The organism is Streptomyces sp. NPDC002232 (assembly GCF_042890295.1).
GTDB lineage: Bacteria > Actinomycetota > Actinomycetes > Streptomycetales > Streptomycetaceae > Streptomyces.
Genome location: NZ_JBIARV010000004.1, coordinates 131,623 through 155,956 on the forward strand (window position 1 = coordinate 131,623; position 24,334 = coordinate 155,956).

Here is a 24,334-nt window from a genome sequence, read left to right on the forward strand (position 1 = left end):
ACCCGTATTCACCACGGTACTAGGAGCGGGACGAGATGGGTGCCGGAATCGACCAGGACACGTACACGGTGCTGCGCGACCGGCTCACCGCCCGCGCCGCCGAACTGGCCCGCCGCGCCGGAGCCCTCAACGAGGCCCGGATCGCCGCCTTCGGCTCCGGCGAGCTCGCCCTCGCCGAGACGCGGCACCTCGGCAGCGAGCGGCCCCGCGTACCCCAGGACCTCGTCGCGGTCGGCGACGGCCTGCTGCTCCTCGGCTGCCGCCCGTCCGGCGCGGCGCTCTCCGAGGTCGCGATCGCCGACGTCCTCACCGTCCACGACCGCGAGCTGAACCCGCTCCCGGCGGACGCGCTCCCCGGACTCCTCGACGATCCGGACTTCGTCCGGGAGTTCTCCGCGCTGCACCGCTACTACCGGGGCGCGCGGCTGGTCCGGCTGCGCAGGACGGAGGGCCGGATCCTCGCCGTCTTCCGGACCGGGGAGCAGGCCGACGACCTGCGGGTGCTGCGCTGGTCGCTCGGCCCCGCCGGAGAGACGCGCTTCCTGGACGCGCGCGGCGAGCGCGACCACGTCCTGCCGCCCTCCGACGACATCGGCTGGGTGGAGACGACCCGCGACGACCACCTGCCCGGCCGGCACCCCCGCATCTCCCTCGGCGGCCTCCTCTACGTCTCCACGGCCGGCGGGACGCTGACCGTCCGGACCGACGACGACACCGACACGGCCGGGGCCGTGCACACCGAACCCGTCGACGAGCCGTTGCAGTCCCTCGCCGACGCCGAGGTGGCGTACGCCACCGTCGGAGCCCTCGTCCTCGCGCGGATCCGCCCCTACAAGGAGGAGGTCCGCCGCCACCTCGTCTTCAACACCCTGACCGGCACCGTCGTCCGGCTCGACGGCATCGGACAGGCCTGCCTGCGGCTCCCCGACGACGAGGGGATCGTCTTCCCCGGCGGCTCCTGCCTGGCCTCCGGAACCGTGCGCACCTTCGACACCGACACGGACGGACTCGCCTTCGACCGGACGGTCCGCTCCCCCGACGGGGGGCACCTCCTCTTCGTCTTCCGCGCCCGGACCGAGGGACGGACCCTGCTCCTTCCGTACGACCTGATCGGCAAGGAGATCGCGAGCCCCGTCGTCTGCCGCGGCTACGCGCTGCTCGACGACGGGACGATGGCCGTGCTCCGCGACGGGCCCGACGAGCCCGGCCGGGTCCACCCGGTCCAGATCTGGCGCACCCCGTACGTCTCCGACACCCGGGCGCGCCCCGCCGGGACCGGCCCGCTGACCCGCATCGGCAACGCCGATCTCGTCCGGGGCATCGCCGACTGCCTGGCGATCGCCCGGCAGGCCGCCGAACAGACCCCCGCCACCGCCGTCTACGAGGCACTCGTCGCCGCCTGCGTGCGCGCCGGCGACACCCATCACTGGCTCGGGGACCCCGAGGCCGGAGACCTGGGCACGCCGCTAGCCGAACTGCGGGCCACCGCCGCCCAGGTCCTCGACGAGTTCGGGACCGTCTCCGCGCTCAGCCGGCAGGCCGCCGAGGCCCTCGCCGCGTCCGCCGAGGACATCGGCCGCCTGGTCCGCCGCATCCGCGGCGAGGCACCCGCCACGGCGGGGGAGTGGACCTCCCGGATCACCGAACTCCGCCGGGCCCAGGGCCACCTGGTGACCCTGCGGGACCTGCGGTACGCCGACACGGAGGCCATCGACGCCCTCGCCGCCGACGTCGAGGCCGACATCGTCTCGGCCGCCCGCCGGGCCGTCGCCTTCCTCCAGGGCGACGAGGCCTTCACCGACCACCACGTCGAGGCGGAACGGCTCGCCGCCGAGGCCGGGGCCGTGACCACCGTCGCCGGCACCGGCCCGGTCGCCGACCGGATCGACGGACGCACCCAGGAGCTGCGCACCCTCAGCGAGGTCGTCACCGGGCTCGACATCGGCGACGCGACGGTCCGCGCCTCCGTCCTGGCCCGGATCGCCGACGTCCTCGGCGCGCTCAACCGCGCCCGGGCCCTCCTCGCCGCCCGTCGCGCCGAGCTCCTGGACCAGGAGGGCCGGGCCGAGTTCGCCGCCGAGCTCGCCCTGCTCGGCCAGGCCGTCACGGGCGCGCTGGCCGCCGCCGACACCCCCGAGCGCTGCGACGACCAGTTCGGCCGGATCCTGCTCCAGCTGGAGAACCTGGAGTCCCGGTTCGCCGAGCACGACGGCTTCCTCGACGGCCTCGCCGAGCGGCGCGCCGAGATCCAGGACGCCTTCACCGGGCGCCGCCAGTCCCTCCAGGACGACCGCTCCCGCCGAGCCGAACGCCTCGCCGGCTCGGCCGCCCGCGTCCTGGACGCCGTCGCCCGGCGGGCCGTGAGCCTGCCGGGCCTGGACGAGGTGCACACGTACTTCTCCTCCGACCCCATGGTCGCCAGGATCCGCCGCACCACGGCCGAGCTGCGGGAACTCGGCGATCCCGTACGGGCGGAGGAGCTGGAGAGCCGGCTCGCCGCCGCCCGGCAGGAGGCCGGACGCGCCCTGAGGGACCGCACCGAGCTCTTCTCCGACGGCGGGGACACCATCCGGCTCGGCCGGCACCGGTTCGCCGTCACCCGGCAGGCGCCCGAGCTGACGCTCGTCCCGCACGACGACACGCTCGTCCTCGCCCTGACCGGCACCGACTACCGCGCGCCCGTCACCGACCCGGTCTTCGCCGCGACCCGCCCGCTCTGGGGCAGGACCCTGCCCTCCGAGTCGCCGGAGGTCTACCGCGCCGAACACCTGGCCGCCCGTCTCCTGGCCGAGCACGGCACCGACGGCCTGGCCGGCGCGGACCTCGGGGAGCTCGCCCGCCGGGCCGCCGAGGCCGCCCCCGACGAGGGCCACGAGCGCGGCGTCCACGACCACGACGCGGCCCTGATCCTGGCGGCCGTCCTGGCGCTCGGCGAGGCAGCGGGACCGCTCGGCCACACCGGGGCGGCCCGCGCCGCCGCCCAGCTCTTCTGGGCCCACGCCACCACCGCCGAGGACCGCGAGCAGTGGACCCACCGCGCGGTCGCCCTGACCCGGGCCCGCGACCTCTTCGGCACCGAGTCCGCCCTCGACGGGCTCCGCGAGGAGCTGGCCCGGGCGATCGGAGACCCCGCAGCGGCCGCGTACCTCACCGCCGAACTCGCCTCGGGACCGGAGGGCTTCGCCGTCTCCGGCGCGGCCCGCACCCTGCTGGAGAAGTTCCGGCGCACCGTCGGCTCCTCCGTCTACGACGACGCCCTCGCCGCCCTGACCGGCACCGACGCGCGCCGCCAGCTCGCCGAGGCCTGGCTCACCTCGTACGCCTCCGCGTCCGGGGAACCGCACGACCCCGGCGTCCTCGCCGAGGCCGTCGCCGTCGAACTGTGCCCCGGGCTCGACCGCTACGAGGTCACCGCCCCGACCACCACGACGGTCACCGGACTGCTCGGCTCCCATCCCCGCGTGCGGGCCCGCTCGATGGAGCTGCGGCTCGACGAGTTCCTGTCCAGGACCCGGGAGTTCGCGGCGCACGACGCCCCCGCCTTCCGCGCCTACCAGCGGCAGCGGACCGAACTCCTCGTCCGCGAGCGCACCCGGCTCCGCGTGGACGCGTACCGCCCCCGGGTCATGCCGTCCTTCGTCCGCAACCGGCTCGTGGACGAGGTCTACCTCCCGCTCGTCGGCGACAACCTCGCCAAGCAGCTCGGCGCGGCCGGGGACGCCAAGCGCGCCGACTCCCACGGACTGCTGCTGCTCCTGTCCCCGCCCGGCTACGGCAAGACGACCCTCGTCGAGTACGTCGCCGAGCGCCTCGGCCTGCTCCTCGTCAAGGTCGACGGACCCGCCCTCGGCCCCCGCACGACCTCCCTCGACCCCGCGGCGGCCCCCGACACGGCCGCCCGCCGGGAGCTGGAGAAGATCGCGTTCGCCCTGACCGCCGCCAACAACGTCCTGCTGTACGTCGACGACATCCAGCACACCTCGCCGGAGTTCCTCCAGAAGTTCATCCCGCTCTGCGACGCCACCCGCACCCTCGACGGGCACGACCTGCGCGGCAAGCGCTTCGCCGTCTGCATGGCCGGGAACCCGTACACCGAGTCCGGACGGGCCTTCCGCGTCCCGGACATGCTCGCCAACCGGGCCGACGTGTGGAACCTCGGCGACGTCCTGACCGGCAAGGAGGAGGCCTTCGCGTTCAGCTTCGTCGAGAACGCCCTCACCTCCCACCCGGTGCTCGCCCCGCTCGCCGGCCGGGACCGCGCCGACCTGGAGCTGCTGACCCGGCTCGCGGCTGGGGACCCGGCCGCCCGGCGCGACCGGCTCGTCCACCCCTACGCCCCGGCCGAACTCGACGAGGTCCTCGCCGTCCTGCGGCACCTCCTCACCGCCCGCTCGACGGTCCTCGCCGTCAACGAGGCGTACATCGCCTCCGCCGCCACCGCCGACGAGGCCCGCACGGAACCGCCGTTCCGGCTCCAGGGGTCCTACCGCACGATGAACAGGATCGCCGCCCGCCTCTCGCCGGTCATGGACGCCGCCGAACTCTCCGCCCTGCTCGACGACCACTACACGGCCGAGGCCCAGACGCTCACCACCGAGGCCGAGGCCAACCTGCTCGGGCTCGCCGCCCTGCGCGGCACCCTCACCCCGGCGCAGGCCGCGCGCCGGGCCGAGCTGACCGCCGCCCGGGCCCGCGCCCTCGGGGTCCCGGGCGACGACGCCCTGACCCGGGCGGTCGCCGCCCTCGGCCTCCTCGCCGACCGCGTCACGGCCGTCGAGACCGCCATCCTCCGTGCCACCGAGGCACGCCACCCGCACCCGAGGACCGCCGCGACCGGCGGAGAGAGCGAGACCCCGCATGGCGAAGCCGGTGCACGCGGCGATCGGTGACAGGCCGATCCGCTGCCAGATGTGCGACCACGACACCTTCCGCGAACGGGAGGTGAAACTGAACAGCACCGGCATGGAGTTCTTCAACCTGGCCTGGGCGAACGAGTCCGCCACCGGCCTGATCTGCTGGACGTGCGGCTACGTCCACCTCTTCGTGAACGGCGGCATCAGGCTCTACCCGCCGCGTGGGTGAGACCGGGCTCCGGGGCGACCGGCGCCCGGAAGCCGCCGATCCAGATGCCGGTCACCGCGCTCACGTACCGGGCGCCGCAGCGGTCCGAGGGGACGACGAGCTGCGTGCCCGGCGTGTCGAGCCACCGCTCGTCCATCCGGGTCGCGAGCAGCACCGGAGCGCCCCCGAAGTCGGGGTCGATCTCCGCCCACGACATCAGCGCGTGGTGCCCGTCGCCGCCACTGACGTGCAGCAGGAACCGCGACCGCTCCTTGCGGCGCGCCGGGTCGAACCCCGGACGCGCCGCCGCCACGACGTCCCGCAGCAGCGGCCCCTCGAAGGTGTGGCGCTGCGGACCGTTCGTCGCGCAGTCGAACACCACCTCGGCCCGGTGCTGGGCCCACTCCCCGCGCAGGTCCGCGACGGTGAGCGAGGTCGGGAGGGCGACGTCCCCCCAGATGGCGAAGGCTCCGGTGCGGCGACTCATGGTCAATCTCCCTCGGACGCTCGGTGCGGTGACTGCGCCCAGTGATACCCGACCGCGCGGGGCCGGAACCGTGATTGCCGGGTGAATCGGTCTCTCGTCCCCGCAATTGTGAGCTTGCTACGAGATCACCGTACGCAGACGCCAGGCTCATCGACCAAGGGCGCGGGCCTGTCGGTCGAGCGCGCTCCACACCCGGTCCCGGGTGAGGGGCATCTCCGTGAAGCGGATCCCGGTGGCGTCGCGCAGGGCGTTGGCGAAGGCGGGGCCGACGGGGTTGAACGGGCTCTCGCTCATGGACTTGGCGCCGAGTGGCCCGATGGCGTCGGTCGTCTCCGTGAAGTGGACCTCGGTCCGCGGGATGTCGGCGTACTGGGGGAGCCGGTAGCGGCGGAACGCGGCCGTGGTGACCTCGCCCCTCCCGTCGATCCGCACGTTCTCGAAGAGCGTCGCGCCGAGCGCCTGCGCGACGCCGCCCTCGACCTGGCCGCGGCACTGCATCGGGTTCATGACCTTGCCGGCGTCGGCCGCGTGCACGCTCCGCAGGATGCGGATCTCCCCGGTGTCCGGATCGACCGCGAGCCGGAACCACTGGGCGTTGAAGGCCACCGACCGCGGCGAGCCGCCCCAGTGCCCGTCCGCCCGCAGCTCCTCCGCCGCGCCCATCGCGTGCCCCGCCTCGTACAGCTCCTTCAGGGGCACCGTGCGGCCCGCGCAGTCGAAGGCCTCGGCGCCGAGCACGCACAGGTGCCGGGCCACGCCGGTGTGCCGGGCGGCGAGGGTGCGCAGCCGCTCGGCCAGCGAGGTGGCGGCGAGGAGCACCGCCTTGCCCGCGACGACCGTGCCGGCCGAGCCGAAGGCGCCCGTGTCGTGCCGGACCACGTCCGTGTCGGACTGCCGGACCGTCAGGCGGTCCTCGGTGGTGTTCAGGGCGCCCGCGGTGATCTGCTTGTGCACGGTGGTGGTGCCGTTGCCGAACTCGGCGGTGCCGACGGCGATGTCGTACGTCCCGTCGTCCAGCAGGGACACCCGGGCGTCGGCGTAGTGGCCGCCGGGCGGCCCGGTCGCGATCATCGCCATCGCGGTGCCCTGGCCGACGAGCCACCCCTCCGGGGCGTCCTCGGCGCTCCGGTCCTCGGCGAGGGCCCTGCGCACGACGGACAGGCACTGGTCGAGGCCGTAGGACGCGATGTGGAGGTCCTCCTCCTCGCCGATCGGGCTGTGCATGCCCTCGCCCGGGCCGATGATGTTCTTCTCGCGGAAGACGAGCGGGTCCATGCCCAGCCGCCGGGCCAGCTCGTCCATGACGGACTCGACCGCGAAGGTCACCTGCCCGAGCCCGTAGCCCCGGAACGCGCCGGCCGGGACCACGTTCGTGTAGACCGAGAAGGCGTCGACCTTCTTGTTCGGGGCGCGGTAGACGGCGAAGGACTCGCCGACACTGTGGAACATCACGGCCGGCCCGTGGTTGCCGTACGCCCCGGTGTTGGACACGACCCGCATCTGCACGGCCGTCAGGACGCCGTCGGAGCGGGCCCCGACCTTGATGCGGATGGTGAACGGGTGCCGGGTGGTGGCACCGTAGAACTGCTCGGCGCGGGTGTACTCCAGCTTCACCGGCCGCCGCAGCTTCAGCGCGGCCAGCGTGACGATGTCCTCGGTGAGCATCTCCTGCTTGCCGCCGAACCCGCCGCCCACCCGGCCCGCGACCACCCGCACCTCGTCCTCCGGCAGGCCGTACAGCGCGCACAGCGCCCGCCGGGTCAGGAACGGGGTCTGCGTGGAGGAGCGGACGGTCAGCCGCTCGCCGGTGCCGTCCTCCTTGGGCTCGAAGTACGCGACGCAGCCGTGCGTCTCCAGGCTGGCGTGCTGCACCCGCTGGGTCCGGAAGGTCTCCTCGTACACGACCGCCGCCTCGGCGAACCCCCGCGCGACGTCGCCGATCTCGCCGTGCACCTCGCCCGCGACGTTGTTCTCGACCCGGGCGATGCGCACCTCGGGCCCCTTGCCGGCGTGCAGCACGGGGGCGCCGGGCCGCATGGCGGCCTCGGGGTCGGTGACGTGGGGCAGTTCCCGGTACGTCACCTCGATCCGGCGGCAGCCCTCCTCGGCGGCCTGCTCGCTGTCGGCGACCACGGCGGCGACCCGCTGGCCCACGTACCGGACGACGTCGTCCAGGACCCGGGTGTCGTCGGGGTCCTCCGTCGGGTGCTCGTGCCGGGCGCTGGAGTACAGGGTCGCCGGGGCGTCCTCGTGGGTGAGCACGGCGTGGACCCCCGGCACCCGGAGCGCGGCCGAGGTGTCGATCGCGACGATCCGGGCGTGCGGGTGCGGGGAACGCAGCAGCTTCATGTGCAGCAGACCCGGGACCGTGACGTCGAAGGTGTAGCGGGCCCGCCCCGTGACGACGTCCGGACCGGCCGGAGCGCCGACGTTCCGCCCGACCGCCTTGCCCGCGCAGGGACGCTCGGTGTGCTTCACGCCCCGGACCGCGTCCTCGATCGCGCGGTAGCCGGTGCAGCGGCAGATGTTGCCCTTGAAGGCGCGCGGCAGGTCGTCGAGCTTGCCGTCGTCGTGGGCGGTGCCCCGCTCCGCCTCCAGGGCGGCCGTCGTCATGAGGAAGCCGGCCGTGCAGAAGCCGCACTGGTAGCCCTGGGCCTCCAGGAACTTCTTCTGCACCGGGTGGAGTTCGCCGTCCGGGGAGCAGAGCCCCTCGACGGTCGTCACGGCCCGCCCCTCCGCCCGCACCGCCGGGTACAGGCAGCTGTGCACCGGCTCCCCGTCGACGTGGACGGTGCAGGCGCCGCAGTCCCCGGCGTCGCAGCCCTTCTTCACGCCGAACCAGCCCCGCTCGCGCAGATAGGTGCGCAGGCACTGGCCGGCGCGCGGCTCCTCGGCGAAGGAACGGTCGTTGACACGGATCTCGAAGCTCATCGGGCGTCCTCCTCGGCGGTGCGGACCAGTGCGTCGCGGACTTCCCCGGCGAGGCGGAAGCCCATGTGCCGCCGCCACTCGGGCAGTCCGTGGATGTCGTCGAACCACTCGTCGTCCCGGACGGCGTCGGCGATCGTCGACCGCAGCTCCTCGCGGGTCGGCGGCAGCGGGAACCAGAACCGGAACGGCCGCACCGTCGCCGCGCTGATGTTGACCGCCATCGAGCCGTCGACCGGGTCCAGCGTGCCGATGACCAGCGCGCCCGAGCGGCCGAGCCCGTACAACGAGGCCTGCCGGAAGGCGGTGCGGAAGCCCAGGGCGCGCGCCGGGAGCGTCACCGAACGCAGCAGCTCGCCGTCCGCGAGGTCCTTGCGGCCGGCGCCGGTGATGAAGTCGACCACCTTCACCCGGCGCGACGAGCCGTCCTGCGCGCGGAGCAGACAGGTGCCGTCGAGGGCCGCGGTCAGCGAGATCAGCGGCCCGGCGGGAAGCCCGTTGCAGAGGTTCCCGCCGACGGTCGCCATGTTCCAGATCTTGAAGGAGGCGAGGAAGGCCCGGCAGCACTGCTCGAACAGCGGCGCCGCCGGCGCGTCCAGCGTCCGCCCGTACCGGGACAGCCGGGCGACCGTACAGGTCGCGGCGATCTCCAGGGAACCGTCCGGGTGCGGCGTGAGCGGTTCCCAGCCCATCCGGCTCAGATCGATCAGCCGGCGCAGGTGCGGCTGCGGTTCCGAGAACAGGTAGGTGCCCCCGCCGAGCCACGCGTCGCCCGGGCGCCACGGCTCGCGCAGCCGTGCGTCCCGTACGTCCGTCACCGTGTTCAGGTCCATGTCTCCCCAACGCCTCCCGGTCACTGCATTCCAGCCAGTGAAGCCCGCCGGAGGGAGGCCGGACGACTGGTGCGGAGGCCGGAAATCGCCGCCCGCGCGCGCCGGGGGCTGGAGGATCCACCAGGGGGTGTGTGCCGGTCAGAGGCGGTGGAGGTGCGCTCAGCGGACGGTTACCGGCGGAACCGACCCCTCCTTGTCCCTCCTCGGTAACAGACACGGGAGGCGGGCGTTCCGGCGCGGCCGCCCGAGCAGAACCGTCTCGCCAGAATCAGCCGACAGCGGCCTCGTACGGCCGGGCACGGGGGAATCATCATGGACACGTCTGCCTGCCGGGACCGGGGGAGCACCAGGGGCTGGAAGTCCTGTGCCGCGGGGGCGGCGGTGGTCGCCGCGCTCCTCACGTCCACGGCGTGCCGGTCGGACGGGGGCGGGGCCGCCCCCACGGCCCGCCCGAGCACCGGCGCGCCCGCCACGCCCACGGCGACCGCGACGCCTCCGGCGAAGAGCGGGACGCCGAGCGCGACGCCGAGCGAGAAGCCGGGCGGGACGAAGGCACCGGCGAAGCCCGGCGGCTCCCCGAGTGCCACCGGAGGGACCCGGGCCGTCGCCGACTGCACCACGGAACAGCTCGCCGTCTCCGCCGTGAAGGAGCCCGCGGACAGCAAGGAGAACCGGCATCTGCTCCTCGGCGTCCAGAACGCCGGCGACGCCCCGTGCAAGCTCTACCGCTACCCCCACGTGAAGCTCGGGGCCACCGCCCGGACCATGGTCCCCGTCATCGAGGAGAGCGACCCGGACCCCGGGCGGCCCGTCGTCCTCGGCCGGGGCGAGGAGGCCTACGCGGCGCTGCTCGTCAGCGGCGGCGGCCGGGACGAGTACGAGGCCACGAGCATCACCCTCACCCTCCAGGGCCGCGCGCCCGGGAGCCGCGCGGGCGGCCCGGTCGACGTCCCGCTGCCCGTCGCCAGGCTCTACGCGGACGACGGCCAGCTGGTCACGTACTGGACGACCGCGTCCGGCGTCGCCCTGGACTTCATCATGTCGAAGTGACCGTACGGCCGTAGCCTCAGGAGCCGAAGGTTCCGTGCCGGCCCGCGCCGGCCGCGAAGCGCGCGGCGCCGGACAGGGTCTCACCCGCCGTCAGCGGCACCATGCCGTGTCGCAACTCGGACGCGAGCGCCTCCGGTTCGGGCAGGCCGTGCTGCTCGCGGACGGAAAGACGGTCGTGGCGCAGGCACAGCTGGGGGAAGCCGGCGATCTCCCGGGCCAGTTCCTCAGCCGCCTCCCGGGCCCGGCCCACCGGCACGAGACGGTTGGCGAGCCCGATCCCGTACGCCTCGGAGGCCGGGACCGGCCGGCCGGTCAGGATCAGGTCCATCGCCCGGCTCTCGCCGATCAGCCGGGGCAGCCGGACCGTGCCCCCGTCGATCAGGGGCACGCCCCACCGGCGGCAGAACACCCCGAGGACGGCGTCCTCCTCGACCACGCGCAGGTCGCACCAGAGGGCCAGTTCGAGGCCGCCGGCCACGGCGTGGCCGCTCACGGCCGCGATGACCGGCTTGGTCAGCCGCAGCCGGGTCGGCCCCATCGGACCGTCGCCGTCGGGCGCCACCCGGTTCCCGCGCGGGGTCCCGACGGCCTTGAGGTCGGCGCCCGCGCAGAACGACCCGCCCTCGCCCCACAGCACCGCGACGGAGGCGTCCTCGTCGGCCTCGAACGAGCGGAAGGCGTCCGCCAGGCGTTCCGCGGTCGGCCCGTCCACGGCGTTCCGGGCGGCGGGCCTGGAGAGGATCACCGTGGTGACGGGTCCGTCGCGCTCGACGCGGACGGCGTCCCGCGCGTCCGGTGTCGCTGCTGCATCGGTCATGGGGGCATTCTCGGGGCGCGGCGGCCCCGTTTCCAGACCGGGGTCAGCCGGCGGGCGGCGTGAGGACCACGAAGTCGGCGCCCGAGGGGTCGAGGCAGACGGCGAGCCGGCCGACCCCCTCCATGTCCACCGGGCCCATCTGCACGCTGCCGCCCCTCCGGGCGACCTCGGCCACCGTGGCGTCGCAGTCGGCGACGGCGAAGACGGGGTGCCAGTACGGCCGTCCGCCCGCGACGTCGAGGTCCTCCTCGGTCAGCTGCATGAGGCCGCCGTGCATGCGCTCCGCGGGAAGCCCCGCGGGGGTGATGAGGCTGTACGTGCCCGCGCCCTCCGGCAGTTCCATCTCCCCGAACCACCAGCCGAGGACCCCGCCGTAGAACTCCTTCGCGGCGGCCGCGTCCGTCGTGTACAGCTCGGTCCAGCTCAGCGAGCCCGGCTCGTCCACCAGATCGGCGCCCTTGATCTCCCCGCCCTGCCAGACCGCGAACTGCGCCCCCAGCGGGTCGGTGTACTGGGCCATCCGGCCCTGGTCGCCGAAGCTCTTCGGCGCCACCCGGACCGTGCCGCCGGCGTCCTCCACGGCCCGGGTCGTGGCGTCGGCGTCGGTGACGGAGTAGTAGATCATCCAGGCCGGGCGCGCGCCGGGTTCGGTCAGCTTCCCGAGACCGGCGACGACCTTCCCGTCCTTGCGGAACATCCCGCCCTCCGCGTCCTCCCCCTCTCCCATCGGCTCGTACTCCCAGCCGAGCACGGCCCCGTAGAAGGCGGCGGCGGCCCGCACGTCGGGGGCGCCGAGGTCCAGCCAGCAGGGGGAGCCCGGTACGAAGGCGGTGGTGAGCATGGTGATTCCCTTTCGCGGATCCAGTACGGCCCAGCCTGGCACCGGACACCGCCGCCTGCCCGTCGGCCGCCGCCTCGCGGGTCATTTCATCCGCCGTACATGGAACCGGGGACCCCCTCCGCCTATTGTCGTGGCCATGGCAGCAGGAATCCTCACCGTGCGCCGCCACGTCGACCAGGGACACGTGGCGAGCGCCCTGTGTACGGTCGCCCCGGCGCGCTGACCGCGCCCCCTTCCCCCACGGGATCCCCACCCGGCGGCCTCCGCCCGACTCCCGTCTCTTCCCCTCCCGCACCGCGCCGACCGGCGGACCGCACGGCCGCTCGCGCGCGGGCGTCCCCCTGTGCCCCGCACCCAGAGGAACGGACATCATGAGCGAGAACCGACGCCCGCAGGTGAGCCGGCGAGGCTTCATCGGCGGCGCCGCCGCCGTCGCGGCCGCGACCGCCGTGCCCACCGTCGCGCACGCCGCCGCGGCCTCCCCCGCCGCTGCCGCCGCCCGGCCGAACATCCTGCTGATCGTCACCGACGACCAGCCCAAGCACACCGAGTGGGCCCTGCCCAAGACCGTCGCCTGGCTCGCCGGGCAGGGCGTGCGGTTCACCGACGGCCACGTCACCACCCCGCTCTGCGCGCCCTCGCGCTCCAGCGTGTTCTCCGGGCGTCACGCCCACCACCACGGGGTGCGCAACAACAAGGCCTCGTACTCCCTCGACCAGAGCACCACCGTCCAGAAGTACCTCAAGCAGGCCGGCTACCGCACCGGCCTCTTCGGCAAGTACCTCAACTCCTGGACCCTGGCCGACAACCCGCCGCACTTCGAGGAGTTCGCCCTCCTCCAGCCCGGGTACGTCGACGCCCGCTGGAACGTCGACGGCACCGTCCAGACGATCGAGGGCTACACCACCACCATCGTCAAGAACCGCACCCTGAGGTTCCTCGACAAGGCCGCCGCCGACCCCCGGCCCTGGTTCGCCTACGTCACGCCCTACGCGTCCCACGGCCCGCGCACCCCCGAGGCGAAGTACGCCGGCACCGAGGTCCCGGCCTGGAACGGCCGCCCGTCCGTCCCCGAGGGCGACCGCGCCGACAAGCCGGGCTACATCAAGGACGCCACCGGCACCCTCGCCGACGGCCGCAGGATCCGCGCCGAACAGCTGCGCACCCTGCTCTCCGTCGACGACGCCGTCCAGGCCTTCAAGGACAAGCTCCAGGCCCTCGGCCAGCTCGAGAACACCCTGGTCATCTACATCGGCGACAACGGCTTCAGCTGGGGCGACCACGGCTGGACGGCGAAGTCGGTGCCCTACCGCCCGGCGCACGAGGTGCCGTTCTACCTCTCCTGGCCGGCCGGCGGCCTCGGCGCCGGGACCCAGGACGACCGCATCGTCGCGAACATCGACATCGCGCCGACCATCCTCGACGCCGCCGGCATCACCCCCGCCGCCCCGCAGGACGGCCGGTCGCTGCTCTCCGGCCACAGCCGGGACCACCTCCTGGTGGAGTGGTGGAAGCAGGGCACCGGCGCCGGCGGCGCCCCCACCTGGTCCTCGTACGTGGCCAAGGACGAGCAGTACACGGAGTACTACGACCTGACCACCGACGGGAGCGGCACCGTGACCGGCACCGGCCAGGTCAAGTTCCGCGAGTACTACGACCTGGTGAACGACCCGTACCAGCTGACCAACAAGCTGTACCAGGCGACACCGGCCCAGGAGCAGGCCCTCGGCATCCCCGCCCTCGCCGCGCGGCTCGCCGCCGACCGCGCGTCCTGACGCGCCCGCCGCCGGACCGGTCCCGCGCTCAGCGGGACCGGTCCGGCGGCGGATCACTCCCGCGCTGTCACCCGGACCGGTCCAGCAGCAGGTCCCGCACGCACCCGCGCAGCCAGGCGTGCGCCGGGTCGGCGTCGTGACGCGGATGCCAGGCGAGGCCCAGCGACAGCGGCGGCAGGCCGAGGGGGACGTCGAAGGTCACCAGGCCGAGGGACTCGGCGAGCACCCGGCTCCGCGCGCCGACCAGCCCGACGAGGTCGGTGTCCCGCAGGACGAAGAGCGACGCCGTGTACGTGCCGACGCCCGCGACGACCCGGCGCCGCAGCCCGTGCTCGGCCAGCGTGGTGTCGACCGGACCGTGCAGCCGCCCCCGGCGCGAGACGACCAGGTGGTCCGCCTCCGTCGCGAACCTCCGCCGCGTCAGCCGCCCGCGCAGGAGCGGGTGTCCGGCCCGGACGACGCCGAGCATGCGGTCGTCCAGGACGTGCTCGGTGCGCACCTCGGGATGCACGGCGCCGATGACGCCGATCTCCAGGTCGGCGACGCCCTCCCGGAGCGTCGGCGCGTCGACGTGGCTCTCGTTCAGGAACCGCAGCCGCGTCAGCGGCGCCTCGCGCGCCGCCCGGGCGAGCAGGGCGGGGCCCAGTTGCGCGGCGTGCGCGTCCTGGCCCAGCACCGTGAACGTCCGCGCCACCGTGCGGAGATCGGAGGGACCCGAGGCCGCGAAGAGCGCCCGGGCCCGCTCCACGACCGCGCCGACCTCGGCCCGCACGGACAGGGCGTACGGCGTCGGCACCATCGCCCGCCCGGCGCGCACCAGGATCGGATCGCCGAGCGCCTTGCGGATCCGGCCCAGCGTGCGGCTGGTGGCCGGTTCGGACAGATGCAGCCGCCGCGCCGCTCCCCGGACGCTCTGCTCCTCCAGGAGCACGTCGAGCGCGAGCAGAAGATTGAGGTCGAGACCGCCTGCCTCCACGGATTGCGTCACACGCACTCACCCCTTGCGAAAGATGCACTGGAAGTAATCCACGGGCCGAGCCTACGGTGGGCGCAGATCCCCTCACCACGACGCTCCCCGGAGGAGCCATGCCCTCGCCTGCCCTCGCACCGCCGCCCGCCGCCCCGGCCGGTCCCGCGCCCGGCCCGCTCACGCGGTCGACGCTGCTCGCCCTCTGCGCCTGCGTCCTCGTCGCGCAGAGCATGGTCGCCGCCATCAACCTCCTCATCCCGCAACTGGCCGCCTCCGCCCTCCATCCGTCCGCCACCGAACTGCTGTGGACCGTCGACGCCTACGTCATCGTCTTCGCCGGACTGCTCGTCCCCGCCGGGGCGCTGGGCGACCGCCGGGGCCGCAAGGGCGTGCTGCTCGCCGGACTCGCGCTGTTCGCGGCCGGGGCGGCGACCAGCGCCCTGGCGACCACACCGGCGCTGCTGATCGCGGGCCGAGGCGTGTCCGGGGCGGGGGCCGCCTGCGTCATGCCCGCCACCATGTCGATCCTCGTGCGGCTGGCCGGACCGGAGCGCCGGGCCGGGGCCCTCGCCTCCTGGACCCTCGCGGTCGGCCTGGGCGGTCTGGCGGGCAACGTCGGCGGGGGAGCGGTCGGCCAGTTCCTCTCCTGGCGCGCCCTCTTCTGGCTGATGGTCCCGCTCGCCGCGCTCCTGGCCTGGGCCGTCGCGGTCACCGTCCCGCGCACCGAGCGCTCCCCGCACGGACGCCCCGACCCCCGTGGCACGCTGCTGCTCGTCGCGGCCCTGGTCGCCCTCCTCGCCGGGATCATCGAGGGCCCGACGCACGGCTGGACCTCCCTCCGCATCCTGGTCCTCTTCACGGTGGGCGCGGCCCTGGCCGGCCTCTTCACCTGGTACGCGCTCCGCTCGCCCGCCGCCCTCTTCGACCCGCGGGTCTTCCGCTCCCGCCCGCTGCGCGCCGCCGTCCTGGGCACCGCCACCGGGTTCTTCGGCCTCTTCTCGCTCTTCTACGCCAACGCGCAGTACCTCCAGTACGTCAAGGGGTACGGCCCCGCGCTGACCGGGCTCGCCATCGTGCCGCTCACCCTCGGCATGGCGCTCTTCCCCAAGGTGGCGACCCGCTGGCAGGCCGGCTCGGGACCGCGCCCCGCCGTCGCCACCGGACTCCTGCTCATCGGCGCCGGACTCCTGGGGGTCTCCACCGCCGGAGCGCACACCCCGTACGCGCTGTACGCCTGCTGGCTGCTCGTCATATAGGCCGGCACCGGCCTGTGCATGCCCGTCCTGACCGTCGGCGTCGTCACCTCCCTCCCCACGGACCAGGCGGGCCTCGGCTCCGGCCTCGGCACCTCGGCACGCGAGATCGGCGCCGCCCTCGGCGTGGCCGTCACCGGCACCGTGCTCGCCGCGCACCGGAGCGACGCCGTCGCCGGGACCTTCGCCGACGCGATGAGCCCGGCGCTGCGCACGGCGGGCACGGTCGTCCTGGCCGCCACGGTCCTGGTCGTCCTCGGGTACCGGGGCGCGGCGGCCGGGAGGCGGACCGCCACCGGCGCCTGAGGGCGCCGACCGGGCGGAGGTGTGGGCCGGATGGCGCAGGCGCCGCGCGGCGTGACCCGCCCCGCGAGATCGTGGCCGGACCCCGGGACGACACGGCCCCGTGGCCGAGGAGCACCCGGACGCCCGGTCGTGCGACCGCCCCCGGACCGCGCGCCGTTCCTCCGTCCCACAACCGAGGAGGTAGCGCATGCCCCGACGTGTCCCCGCCGCGCACGGCGGCCGGAGTGCCACGAGCTCCGACCCCGGCCGCACCGCACCTCGCCCCGGCCGCCGGCTGCGCGCGGCGGCCGTCGGCGCGGTCACGGCCGCCGCCGTCCTGGGCGGCGCCGCGACGGTGCCCGCGGCGGCGGCCCCGGCCGGCCCGGTGCCGTACGACTCCGGCCACGGCGACCCGGCCCTCCAGCGCGCGCTCGCCGGTCTCGTCGCGGCGACGGGCGGTCCGCCCGGGGCGATCGCGATCCTGACCCGGGACGGCGCGCGCCAGGTCTACCGGGCCGGCACCGCCGAGATCGGCACGGGACGCCCGCCCCGGCCCGACGACCACATGCGGATCGCCAGTGCGGCCAAGGCCTTCAGCGGCGCGGTCGCGCTGAGCCTGGTGGACCGCGGAGCCCTCGACCTGGACGACACGATCGGTCGCCGCCTGCCGCGACTCCCCGCCGCCTGGCATGCCGTGACTCTACGTCAGCTGCTCCAGCACACCAGCGGACTCCCCGACTACAGCAGGAGCCAGGCCTTCCAGGACATCGTCCGGGCCGACCCGCGCCACCACTTCGACTCCCGGCGGCTGCTCGACTTCGTGGCGGACCGGCCGCTCGCCTTCCCGCCCGGCAGCCGGTACGCCTACTCCAACTCGGACAACATCGCGGTCGCCCTGATGGCCGAACAGGCCACCGGGCGCCCCTACGAGTCGCTGCTGCGCCGGCTCGTGTACCGCCCGCTCGACCTGACCGGGACCAGCCTTCCCCAGGGCTACCTGCTGCCCCGCCCCTTCCTGCACGGCTACGACACCACTCCGGGAGAGCCGCCCGAGGACGTGAGCGAGGCGATCAGCGCCTCCGGGGCCTGGGCCTCCGGCGGCATCGTCTCCACCCCCGCCGACCTGAGCCGGTTCATCGGGGGCTACGCGGGACCGGAGCTGCTGACCCCGGCCACCCGGCGCGCGCAGCAGGACTTCCTCCCCGGCGGCGCCTCCGAGCCGGCCGGTCCCGGGGCCAACGCGGCGGGTCTGGCGCTCTTCCGCTACACCACCCGGTGCGGCACGGTCCTCGGCCACACCGGCAACACCCCGGGCTACACGCAGTTCGCCGCGTCCACCCGGGACGGCCGGCGCACGATCACGGTCTCCGTCACCAGCCAGGTCCCGCTGGACCCCGCCCTCCTGGCCCGACTGCGCGCGGTCGAGGAGCAGTTCGTCTGCGCCCTCCTCGACGACCGGCGTCCGGGGCAGGGGAAGCCGCACTCCTAGGGCGTGTCGTCACAGGGAGCGTCGTCACCCTCCCGTCCGCCCCGCGACGAAACCGCCGCCGGCCGCCCCCTTACGCCGTGACGGGTTTCCCCTTACCCTCACCTCTGCGCACAAGTTACCGGCCGGTCAACAACGTGGGCGGCCGCACGGGCCCGGAGGTCGCCATGAGTTCCGCGCAGTACCAGCTCGACAACCGGCCGCGCTCGGTGGCGCACCTCCTCCTCGAACGGGTCGCGGCCACGCCCGACCGCGAGGCCTACCGCTACCCCGTGGCACCGGGCGCGGGCGCGTCCGGCGCCGAGGAGTGGCGCTCCCTGACCTGGGCCCGGACGGCCGAGCGCGTGACGGCGATCGCGGCCGGCCTGCTCGCCCTCGGGCTGCGGACCGAGGAGCGGGTGGCCATCTCCTCCTCGACCCGGATGGAGTGGATCCTCGCCGACCTGGGCGTGATGTGCGCGGGCGCCGCCGCCACCGCCGTCTATCCGAGCACCAACGCCGACGAGACGGCGTACATCCTCGCCGACTCCGACAGCCGGGCGGTCTTCGTCGAGAACGCCGCCCAGCTGGCCAAGGTCGCCGCGCACGCGGACCGGCTGCCGGGGCTCGGTCACGCGATCCTCTTCGACGCGGAGGACGAACTCCCGCGCGTCGAAGGCCTGGAGGTGCTGAGCCTCGCCGGTCTTGAGGAGCGCGGCACGGCGTACCTCCAGGAGCATCCGGATGCGGTCCGGGAGGCCGTCGGCGCCATCGAACGGGAGCAGCTCGCCACCCTCATCTACACCTCCGGGACCACCGGCCGCCCCAAGGGCGTGCGCCTGGTCCACGACTGCTGGGCCTACCAGGGCGTCGCCCAGGAGGTCAGCGGACTCCTCGAACCCGACGACGTGCAGTTCCTGTGGCTGCCGCTGTCCCACGTCTTCGGCAAGGCCCTGATCTCGGGCCAGATCCGCACCGGCCACGTGATCGCGGTGGACGGCCGCCTGGACCGCATCGTCGCCAACCTGCCCGTCGTCCGGCCCACCGTGATGGCCTCGGCGCCGCGGGTCTTCGAGAAGGTCTACAACGGCATCGCCGCGAGGGCGCGGGCCGAGGGCGGCGCGCGGTACCGGATCTTCCGGTGGGCGGCGAAGGTCGCCCGCGAGCACGCCAGGACCGGTCAGGAGAGCCTGGTCGCGACGGGGACCCGGACCGTGCCGCTGCGGCTGACGGTGCAGCACGCCCTCGCCGACCGGCTGGTCTACGGGAAGATCCGGGCGGCCTTCGGCGGCGCGCTCCGGGGCAGCGCCTCGGGCAGCGCCGCCCTCGCGCCCGACATCGCCTACTTCTTCGCCGGCGCGGGCGTGCCGGTCCTGGAGGGCTACGGCCTGACGGAGACCAGCGCCGGCTGCACCGTCAACCCCGCCGACGACTTCCGGGTGGGCACCGTCGGCCGGCCGCTGCCCGGCACCGAGGTGCGCATCGCCGGGGACGGTGAGGTCCTCCTGCGCGGCCCCGGGATCATGCGCGGCTACCACAACCTCCCGGAGAAGACCGCCGAAGTCCTGGAGGACGACGGCTGGTTCCGCACCGGGGACATCGGCGAGCTCGACGAGGAGGGCTTCCTCCGGATCACCGACCGGAAGAAGGACCTGTTCAAGACCTCGGGCGGCAAGTACGTCGCGCCCACGGAGATCGAGAGCCGGTTCAAGGCCGTCTGCCCCTTCGTCAGCAACATCCTGGTCATCGGCGACGGCCGCAACTACTGCACCGCCCTGATCGCGCTCGACGAGGCCGCGATCATGCCCTGGGCCGCCTCGCACGGCCTCGGGGACCGGGCATACGCCGAGGTCGTCTCCGCGCCGGAGGTGCGCGCGCTGATCGACGGCTTCGTCCGGCGCGTCAACGGCGACCTGCAACGCTGGCAGACGATCAAGAAGTTCGCGCTGCTGCCGCGCGACCTCGACATCGAGCACGGCGAACTCACCCCGAGCCTCAAGGTGAAGCGCCCGGTCGTGGAACGCGCCTACGCCGAGGCCGTGGAGGCGATGTACGAGGGAGCCCGCGAGGCCTGAACCCCCGGGCCGCGCCCAGGGCTTGCCCGGCCTGGCCCAGGCCTCGCCCCGGTCTTGCCCGGCCTCGCTCGCGCCTCACCCAGGCCTTGCCCGGCCTCGCCCCAGCCCCGCCCCGGCCCGTCCGGTACGGCCCTCCCGGAGCCGTACCGGACATCACGCGTCCCCGGTCACCCCGTCCGTCCGCTCCCGCAGGAAGTCGGCGTGGCCGTTGTGGCGGGCGTACTCCTGGATCATCACCAGGTAGACCCAGCGCAGACTGAGCGCGACCCCGCGCGAGGACGTGAACGTCTCGTCGAGGCCGCGCCCGGCCACGGCGGCGTCGCACGCCTCGACCTCGGCCCGGTACACCCCGAAGTCCCTCTCCGCGTCGGCCGCCCGGACACCGGAGAGTCCCTCGTCGCCGTCCGCCGGACCGGTGAACACCTCGCCGACGTCCTCACCGGCGAAGCCGCGCCGGAACCACGACCGCTCCACCTCCGCCATGTGCCGGACCAGGCCCAGGAGGGTGAGGCCCGAGGGCTCGACCGCCGCCCGCGCCAGCGCCTCCGGGCCGAGACCGGCGCACTTGGCGAGCAGCGTCTCCCGGTGCCAGGTCAGCCAGCCCTCCAGCATCCCGCGCTCCGTCACGGTTCCCAGCTCGCCCAGCCCTCGTGCCCGCACGACCCGCGGTGCCGTCCACGTCACGTCTCCAGCACCTCCACGTGGTCGCCGATCGCGACCGCGAGGACCCGTGAGCCCGGTTCCGTGGTGCGCCAGCGGTGCCGGACGCCGCCGGACAGCAGCAGGGTGTCCCCGCGGCCGAGCCGGTGGACGCGGCCGTCGGCCTCCACCTCCACGGAGCCGTCCGCCACGTACAGCAGCTCGTCGTTCCGGTGCCGGAACTCGCGGTCCGCCTCGTGCGCGCCGACGAACTCCAGCGCGTGCAGCTGGTGCCGGCCGCGGACCACCGGCCGGACGCGCGCCTCGCGGTCGAGGCCGCTGTCGTCGTCCGCGCGCACCACGTCGACCGTGCGGGTCTCGTCGGAGGCGGCCAGCAGCTGGACCGCCGTCGTCCCGAGCGCGTCCGCGATCCGCTGGAGCGAGCGCATGCTGGGGCGCGCCCGGTCGTTCTCGATCTGGCTCAGGAACGGGGACGAGAGCCCGCTGACCTTCGCCACCTCGGCGAGCGTCAGGTCCAGTGCCCGTCGCCGGCGGCGCACGGCGGCGCCCACCCGCGGTGTGTTCGCGGTCTCCATGGTCGGTCCCGTCCCTTCCCGCCCCGTGGCGCCGTTCGTCCTGTTCCACGGCGCATGACCGCACCCTACGCGGCGCGCGTTCCGGGACCGGAGACGGTTTCGTACTCCCGACACACGCCCGTCACACAACGGCCCTAACGTCAAAGTCGGTTGTTCTCATCAAAGAAAGTTTGAAGGAGGAGCTCCGACGTGCCCACGATCGACCAGAACTCACGCCGCCGCCGTCCCACCGGCCTCATCGCCCTCGACGAGACGGCCGCGTCCGAGGGCTACACCCTCTACGCCCCGCTCACCGGCACCGGCGAGGTCCACCTCGTCGACCTCCACGGACGCACCGTCCACCGGTGGAACCTCCCCTACCGCCCCGGCCGCCACGCCCGGCTCCTCGCCGACGGGACCCTCGCCTACAACGGCGTCCTCCCCGGCGAGAAGGCCCTCTTCCCGATGTGGCACAAGTACCGGGGCGGCGTCATGCTCCGCGCGGCACCCGACGGCACCGTGCTGAGCGAGCACCGCGACCCCCTCCAGCACCACGACGCCCACCACCTCGACGACGGCCGCATCCTCTACACCGCCCTGGAGGCCCTCGCCGGGGACGAGGCCGCGGCGGTCCGGGGCGGAGTGCCCGGCTCCGAGGCCGCCGACGGCCTCGTCTGGGCCGACACCATCAAGGAGGTCGGCCCCGACGGCGAGCTCCTCTGGTCCTGGCGCGCCGCGGAGCACCTCGACCGCGACGCCTTCCCCCTCCACGAGGCCTACGCCCGCGAGCACTGGCCGCTGATCAACAGCGTGACGCCCCTGCGGGACGGCAACATCCTCGCCAGCCTCCGCAGCGTCTCCGCCGTCGTCGTCATCAGCCGCGAGACCGGGGAGATCCTCTGGCGGAGCCGCCCCGGCACGGTCAGCCAGCAGCACGCCCCCACCGAACTCGACGACGGCCGCCTCCTCGTCTTCGACAACGGCGTCTTCCGGCCCGGGAGCGACGTCCCCTACTCCCGCGTGATCGAGATCGACCGGACGGACGGCGAGATCGTCTGGGAGTACCACGACCCGGCCCGCGAGTTCTTCTTCGCGCCCTTCATGGGCTCCGCGCAGCGCCTGCCGAACGGCAACACGCTCGTCACCGACTCCCCGTCCGGCCGGCTCTTCGAGGTGACGAAGGACGGCTACCTGTGCTGGGAGTACGTCGTCCCGTACTTCGCCGGGTACGGCGAGAGCGAGGTCCGCGGCCTTTTCCCGTCCGAGCCCAACGCCGTCTTCCGCGCCTACCGCTACACCGCCGCCGAGATCCCGTGGCTGGAGGCGACGGCATGACGACCACACCCGCCGAGGCGCCCGTGGCCGAACCCGCCGAGGCCGTCGACGCCCCCGTCCCGTGGCGGCGCCTGATCCCCCTCGCGACCCAGCACGTCCTCGCGATGATCGCCGCCCCCGTCTCCACCGTCTTCCTCGTCGCCGGCAGCCTGAAGATGTCGCCCGGCGCGACGGCCTCGCTGCTCAGCACCGTCCTGCTGCTGTGCGGGGCGGGCGCCCTGCTCCAGTCCCTCGGCGTGTGGCGGATCGGCGGACGGCTGCCGTTCGTCATGCTGCCCGGCGGCGCCGCGACCGCGCTGTTCCTCCAGATCGCCCAGGAGCACGGCCCGGCGACCGCCACCGGCGCCGTCCTCCTGGCGGCCGCGCTGCTGCTCGCCGTCCTGCCCCTCTACGCCCGTGTCGTACGGCTCTTCCCGCCCCTGGTCATGGGCGTGACCGTGCTGCTGATCGGCATCGCGATGATCCGAGTCGCGGCCCGGCTCGTCACCGGCCCCGACGGCACGGGCGAGCCGCGCGCGGTGCTCCTCGCCGCGCTCACCGTGGCGGCCACCCTCGCCGCGTACGTGTTCCTGCGCGGGGTCTGGCGGCAGACGTCCGTCCTCCTGGGCATGGCGGCGGGAACGCTCGTCGCGGTGGTCACCGGCCTGGGCTCCTTCGCCCCCGCCGCCGGCAGCGGCTTCGCCCTGCCCGTCCTCCTGCCCTTCGGCGCTCCGCGGTTCGACCTCGTCGCCGCGCTGCCGCTGCTCGTCTTCAGCCTGACCACGCTCGCCGAGATCACCGGGCAGACCGTGCTCAACAGCGAGACCGTCGGGCGGACTCCCGCCCCCGAGCGCGACGTCCCGCGCGTGGCCCGCGCCGACGCCCTGGTGTCCCTGGCCGGCGGCCTCTTCGGCACCTCGCTCATGGTCACCAGCGCCGAGAACATCGGCATCGGCCGCCTCACCGGGGTCCGCAGCCGGTTCGTGACCGCCGGGGCCGGAGCGCTCCTGGTCGTCCTGGGCCTGGCCGCGCCGGTGTCACGGCTGCTGGCCGGCATCCCGGAGGCCGTCGTGGGCGGGTCGGCGCTCGTCGTGTACGCGGTGATCGCGGTCATGGGCGTCGAGATGCTCCGCCGGGCCGATCTGTCCGGCACAGGGCCGGGCTCGCTGACGGCGGCGCTCGCGCTCACCGCGGGTCTGCTGCCGCTGCTCACCCCGGACCTGTACGCGGGCTTCCCCGGCTGGGCCCGCACGATCCTGGGCAGCGGCGTCGTCGCGGGAACCCTGACGGCGGTGGTCCTGACGGCGCTGCTGGGCCTGGTCGGCCGGGGGAGCGGCGCCCCCTCCGCGCCGGGGACGCCCCCACGGGAGTGAGGACCCCGGCGGTCAGCGGAGGGGGGCCGGGCCCCGCCGGTTGAAGGGGAGCCGGCCGAGGGCCACCGCCATGCCGCAGGTGTCGGTCAGGGCGGAGAACACCAGGCCCCCGGCGACCGCCGCCGACAGCAGCGGGAACGCCGGGTGCACGAAGAGCCCGAGGACGAGCCCGAGCAGCACCAGCGTCCCGGCGGCCAACCGCACCTGACGCTCCATGCCCCAGACCGACCGGACCGGCCCCGGCGGACGTTCGAGCCCGTGTCCGGCGGCGGCCCAGGCCCGGGTGCCGCCGGTGAGGCTCGCGGCGGCGATCCCGTGGGCGGCGAGGACCGCGGCGCCCCGGTCGGAGCGGGCGCCGGAGGCGCACACCAGGAGCAGCGTGCCGGACCCGGCGGCCCGGCGCAGGTCCGCCAGGCCGTCGCCGATGCGGTCCAGCGGGACGTTGACGGCGCCCGGAAGCCGTCCGGAGGCGAACTCTCCGGGGGTCCGGACGTCGACCACGTACAGCTCGGGCAGCCGTCTCAGGGCGTCGTCGACGTCGAGGGAAGCAGTCATGGGGAACCTGTCCTTGCACGGTGGGGGAGCCGGCCCCG

19 protein-coding genes are annotated in these 24,334 nt (G+C 74.6%); 10 read left to right on the forward strand and 9 right to left on the reverse strand.

Annotated features, from left to right (window positions below; genetic code table 11):
- The first annotated feature begins 35 nt into the window (after positions 1-35).
- Positions 36-4,889 carry a DNA repair ATPase gene (locus ACFYXU_RS18655; protein WP_389458648.1) on the forward strand — a complete coding sequence of 1,618 codons (4,854 nt, stop codon included), beginning with the start codon at positions 36-38 and terminating at the stop codon, positions 4,887-4,889.
- Entirely contained in the window at positions 4,858-5,082 is a 225-nt protein-coding gene (locus ACFYXU_RS18660) for a hypothetical protein (RefSeq protein WP_389406069.1), read from the forward strand. Before ACFYXU_RS18655 ends, ACFYXU_RS18660 begins: the two co-directional genes overlap by 32 nt.
- Here the strand turns inward: ACFYXU_RS18660 and ACFYXU_RS18665 are convergent.
- From ACFYXU_RS18665 to ACFYXU_RS18675, 3 genes are all read right to left on the reverse strand, one after another.
- On the reverse strand, positions 5,057-5,548 hold the full coding sequence (locus ACFYXU_RS18665) for a molybdopterin-dependent oxidoreductase (RefSeq protein ID WP_361400030.1): 492 nt from the start codon (positions 5,546-5,548) through the stop codon (positions 5,057-5,059). The genes ACFYXU_RS18660 and ACFYXU_RS18665 overlap by 26 nt on opposite strands.
- 147 nt (positions 5,549-5,695) lie before the next feature.
- The gene (locus ACFYXU_RS18670) at positions 5,696-8,479 is read right to left on the reverse strand and encodes a molybdopterin-dependent oxidoreductase (RefSeq protein WP_384573610.1); all 2,784 of its coding nucleotides are present in this window, start codon (positions 8,477-8,479) and stop codon (positions 5,696-5,698) included.
- Positions 8,476-9,309: an FAD binding domain-containing protein gene (locus tag ACFYXU_RS18675; RefSeq protein ID WP_389406066.1), complete on the reverse strand. Its 834-nt coding sequence runs from the start codon at positions 9,307-9,309 to the stop codon at positions 8,476-8,478. The genes ACFYXU_RS18670 and ACFYXU_RS18675 overlap by 4 nt, the downstream gene beginning before the upstream one ends.
- Positions 9,310-9,621: 312 nt before the next feature.
- Here ACFYXU_RS18675 and ACFYXU_RS18680 point away from each other — a divergent pair, with 312 nt between their 5' ends.
- Positions 9,622-10,359, forward strand: a complete 738-nt coding sequence (locus tag ACFYXU_RS18680; protein WP_389458651.1) for a DUF4232 domain-containing protein — start codon at positions 9,622-9,624, stop codon at positions 10,357-10,359.
- A 16-nt stretch (positions 10,360-10,375) separates the two neighbouring features.
- Here ACFYXU_RS18680 and ACFYXU_RS18685 read toward each other — a convergent pair whose 3' ends face one another.
- Together ACFYXU_RS18685 and ACFYXU_RS18690 are read right to left on the reverse strand one after the other, a co-directional pair.
- A complete protein-coding gene (locus ACFYXU_RS18685; protein ID WP_389458653.1) occupies positions 10,376-11,176 on the reverse strand; it encodes a crotonase/enoyl-CoA hydratase family protein in 801 nt (266 codons plus the stop codon).
- A gap of 43 nt (positions 11,177-11,219) precedes the next feature.
- The gene (locus ACFYXU_RS18690) at positions 11,220-12,017 is read right to left on the reverse strand and encodes a VOC family protein (RefSeq protein WP_389458655.1); all 798 of its coding nucleotides are present in this window, start codon (positions 12,015-12,017) and stop codon (positions 11,220-11,222) included.
- Positions 12,018-12,388: 371 nt separating this feature from the next.
- Between ACFYXU_RS18690 and ACFYXU_RS18695 the strand changes: the two genes are divergently transcribed.
- Positions 12,389-13,792 carry a sulfatase gene (locus ACFYXU_RS18695; RefSeq protein WP_389458657.1) on the forward strand — a complete coding sequence of 468 codons (1,404 nt, stop codon included), beginning with the start codon at positions 12,389-12,391 and terminating at the stop codon, positions 13,790-13,792.
- Positions 13,793-13,859: 67 nt separating this feature from the next.
- Here ACFYXU_RS18695 and ACFYXU_RS18700 read toward each other — a convergent pair whose 3' ends face one another.
- A complete protein-coding gene (locus ACFYXU_RS18700; protein ID WP_389458659.1) occupies positions 13,860-14,786 on the reverse strand; it encodes a LysR family transcriptional regulator in 927 nt (308 codons plus the stop codon).
- 92 nt (positions 14,787-14,878) lie between these two features.
- Between ACFYXU_RS18700 and ACFYXU_RS18705 the strand changes: the two genes are divergently transcribed.
- The 4 genes from ACFYXU_RS18705 to ACFYXU_RS18720 all read left to right on the forward strand — a co-directional run bounded on the left by ACFYXU_RS18705 (position 14,879) and on the right by ACFYXU_RS18720 (position 19,840).
- Positions 14,879-16,018: an MFS transporter gene (locus ACFYXU_RS18705; RefSeq protein WP_389458662.1), complete on the forward strand. Its 1,140-nt coding sequence runs from the start codon at positions 14,879-14,881 to the stop codon at positions 16,016-16,018.
- A gap of 18 nt (positions 16,019-16,036) precedes the next feature.
- On the forward strand, positions 16,037-16,321 hold the full coding sequence (locus ACFYXU_RS18710) for a hypothetical protein (RefSeq protein WP_389458664.1): 285 nt from the start codon (positions 16,037-16,039) through the stop codon (positions 16,319-16,321).
- 187 nt (positions 16,322-16,508) lie between these two features.
- The gene (locus ACFYXU_RS18715) at positions 16,509-17,789 is read left to right on the forward strand and encodes a serine hydrolase domain-containing protein (protein WP_389458666.1); all 1,281 of its coding nucleotides are present in this window, start codon (positions 16,509-16,511) and stop codon (positions 17,787-17,789) included.
- A 164-nt stretch (positions 17,790-17,953) separates the two neighbouring features.
- Entirely contained in the window at positions 17,954-19,840 is a 1,887-nt protein-coding gene (locus ACFYXU_RS18720; protein WP_389458668.1) for an AMP-dependent synthetase/ligase, read from the forward strand.
- Between the two features lie 153 nt (positions 19,841-19,993).
- Here ACFYXU_RS18720 and ACFYXU_RS18725 read toward each other — a convergent pair whose 3' ends face one another.
- Positions 19,994-20,524 (reverse strand): DinB family protein, encoded by a 531-nt coding sequence (locus tag ACFYXU_RS18725; RefSeq protein ID WP_376513202.1) that lies wholly within the window; start codon positions 20,522-20,524, stop codon positions 19,994-19,996.
- Positions 20,521-21,075: an XRE family transcriptional regulator gene (locus ACFYXU_RS18730; RefSeq protein ID WP_329852602.1), complete on the reverse strand. Its 555-nt coding sequence runs from the start codon at positions 21,073-21,075 to the stop codon at positions 20,521-20,523. The genes ACFYXU_RS18725 and ACFYXU_RS18730 overlap by 4 nt, the downstream gene beginning before the upstream one ends.
- A gap of 189 nt (positions 21,076-21,264) precedes the next feature.
- Here ACFYXU_RS18730 and ACFYXU_RS18735 point away from each other — a divergent pair, with 189 nt between their 5' ends.
- Together ACFYXU_RS18735 and ACFYXU_RS18740 are read left to right on the forward strand one after the other, a co-directional pair.
- Positions 21,265-22,389 carry an aryl-sulfate sulfotransferase gene (locus ACFYXU_RS18735; RefSeq protein WP_389458671.1) on the forward strand — a complete coding sequence of 375 codons (1,125 nt, stop codon included), beginning with the start codon at positions 21,265-21,267 and terminating at the stop codon, positions 22,387-22,389.
- On the forward strand, positions 22,386-23,741 hold the full coding sequence (locus ACFYXU_RS18740) for a solute carrier family 23 protein (RefSeq protein WP_329852600.1): 1,356 nt from the start codon (positions 22,386-22,388) through the stop codon (positions 23,739-23,741). The genes ACFYXU_RS18735 and ACFYXU_RS18740 overlap by 4 nt, the downstream gene beginning before the upstream one ends.
- 12 nt (positions 23,742-23,753) lie before the next feature.
- Here ACFYXU_RS18740 and ACFYXU_RS18745 read toward each other — a convergent pair whose 3' ends face one another.
- Positions 23,754-24,296 (reverse strand): rhodanese-like domain-containing protein, encoded by a 543-nt coding sequence (locus ACFYXU_RS18745; protein WP_376513206.1) that lies wholly within the window; start codon positions 24,294-24,296, stop codon positions 23,754-23,756.
- Positions 24,297-24,334: the final 38 nt, after the last annotated feature.

Coding starts and splice junctions, on each gene's coding strand:
- ACFYXU_RS18655 (WP_389458648.1), top strand. CDS start 36: ATGGGTGCCGGAATCGACCAGGACACGTACACGGTGCTGCGCGACCGG.
- ACFYXU_RS18660 (WP_389406069.1), top strand. CDS start 4,858: ATGGCGAAGCCGGTGCACGCGGCGATCGGTGACAGGCCGATCCGCTGC.
- ACFYXU_RS18665 (WP_361400030.1), bottom strand. CDS start 5,548: ATGAGTCGCCGCACCGGAGCCTTCGCCATCTGGGGGGACGTCGCCCTC.
- ACFYXU_RS18670 (WP_384573610.1), bottom strand. CDS start 8,479: ATGAGCTTCGAGATCCGTGTCAACGACCGTTCCTTCGCCGAGGAGCCG.
- ACFYXU_RS18675 (WP_389406066.1), bottom strand. CDS start 9,309: ATGGACCTGAACACGGTGACGGACGTACGGGACGCACGGCTGCGCGAG.
- ACFYXU_RS18680 (WP_389458651.1), top strand. CDS start 9,622: ATGGACACGTCTGCCTGCCGGGACCGGGGGAGCACCAGGGGCTGGAAG.
- ACFYXU_RS18685 (WP_389458653.1), bottom strand. CDS start 11,176: ATGACCGATGCAGCAGCGACACCGGACGCGCGGGACGCCGTCCGCGTC.
- ACFYXU_RS18690 (WP_389458655.1), bottom strand. CDS start 12,017: ATGCTCACCACCGCCTTCGTACCGGGCTCCCCCTGCTGGCTGGACCTC.
- ACFYXU_RS18695 (WP_389458657.1), top strand. CDS start 12,389: ATGAGCGAGAACCGACGCCCGCAGGTGAGCCGGCGAGGCTTCATCGGC.
- ACFYXU_RS18705 (WP_389458662.1), top strand. CDS start 14,879: ATGCCCTCGCCTGCCCTCGCACCGCCGCCCGCCGCCCCGGCCGGTCCC.
- ACFYXU_RS18710 (WP_389458664.1), top strand. CDS start 16,037: ATGCCCGTCCTGACCGTCGGCGTCGTCACCTCCCTCCCCACGGACCAG.
- ACFYXU_RS18715 (WP_389458666.1), top strand. CDS start 16,509: ATGCCCCGACGTGTCCCCGCCGCGCACGGCGGCCGGAGTGCCACGAGC.
- ACFYXU_RS18720 (WP_389458668.1), top strand. CDS start 17,954: ATGAGTTCCGCGCAGTACCAGCTCGACAACCGGCCGCGCTCGGTGGCG.
- ACFYXU_RS18730 (WP_329852602.1), bottom strand. CDS start 21,075: ATGGAGACCGCGAACACACCGCGGGTGGGCGCCGCCGTGCGCCGCCGG.
- ACFYXU_RS18740 (WP_329852600.1), top strand. CDS start 22,386: ATGACGACCACACCCGCCGAGGCGCCCGTGGCCGAACCCGCCGAGGCC.
- ACFYXU_RS18745 (WP_376513206.1), bottom strand. CDS start 24,296: ATGACTGCTTCCCTCGACGTCGACGACGCCCTGAGACGGCTGCCCGAG.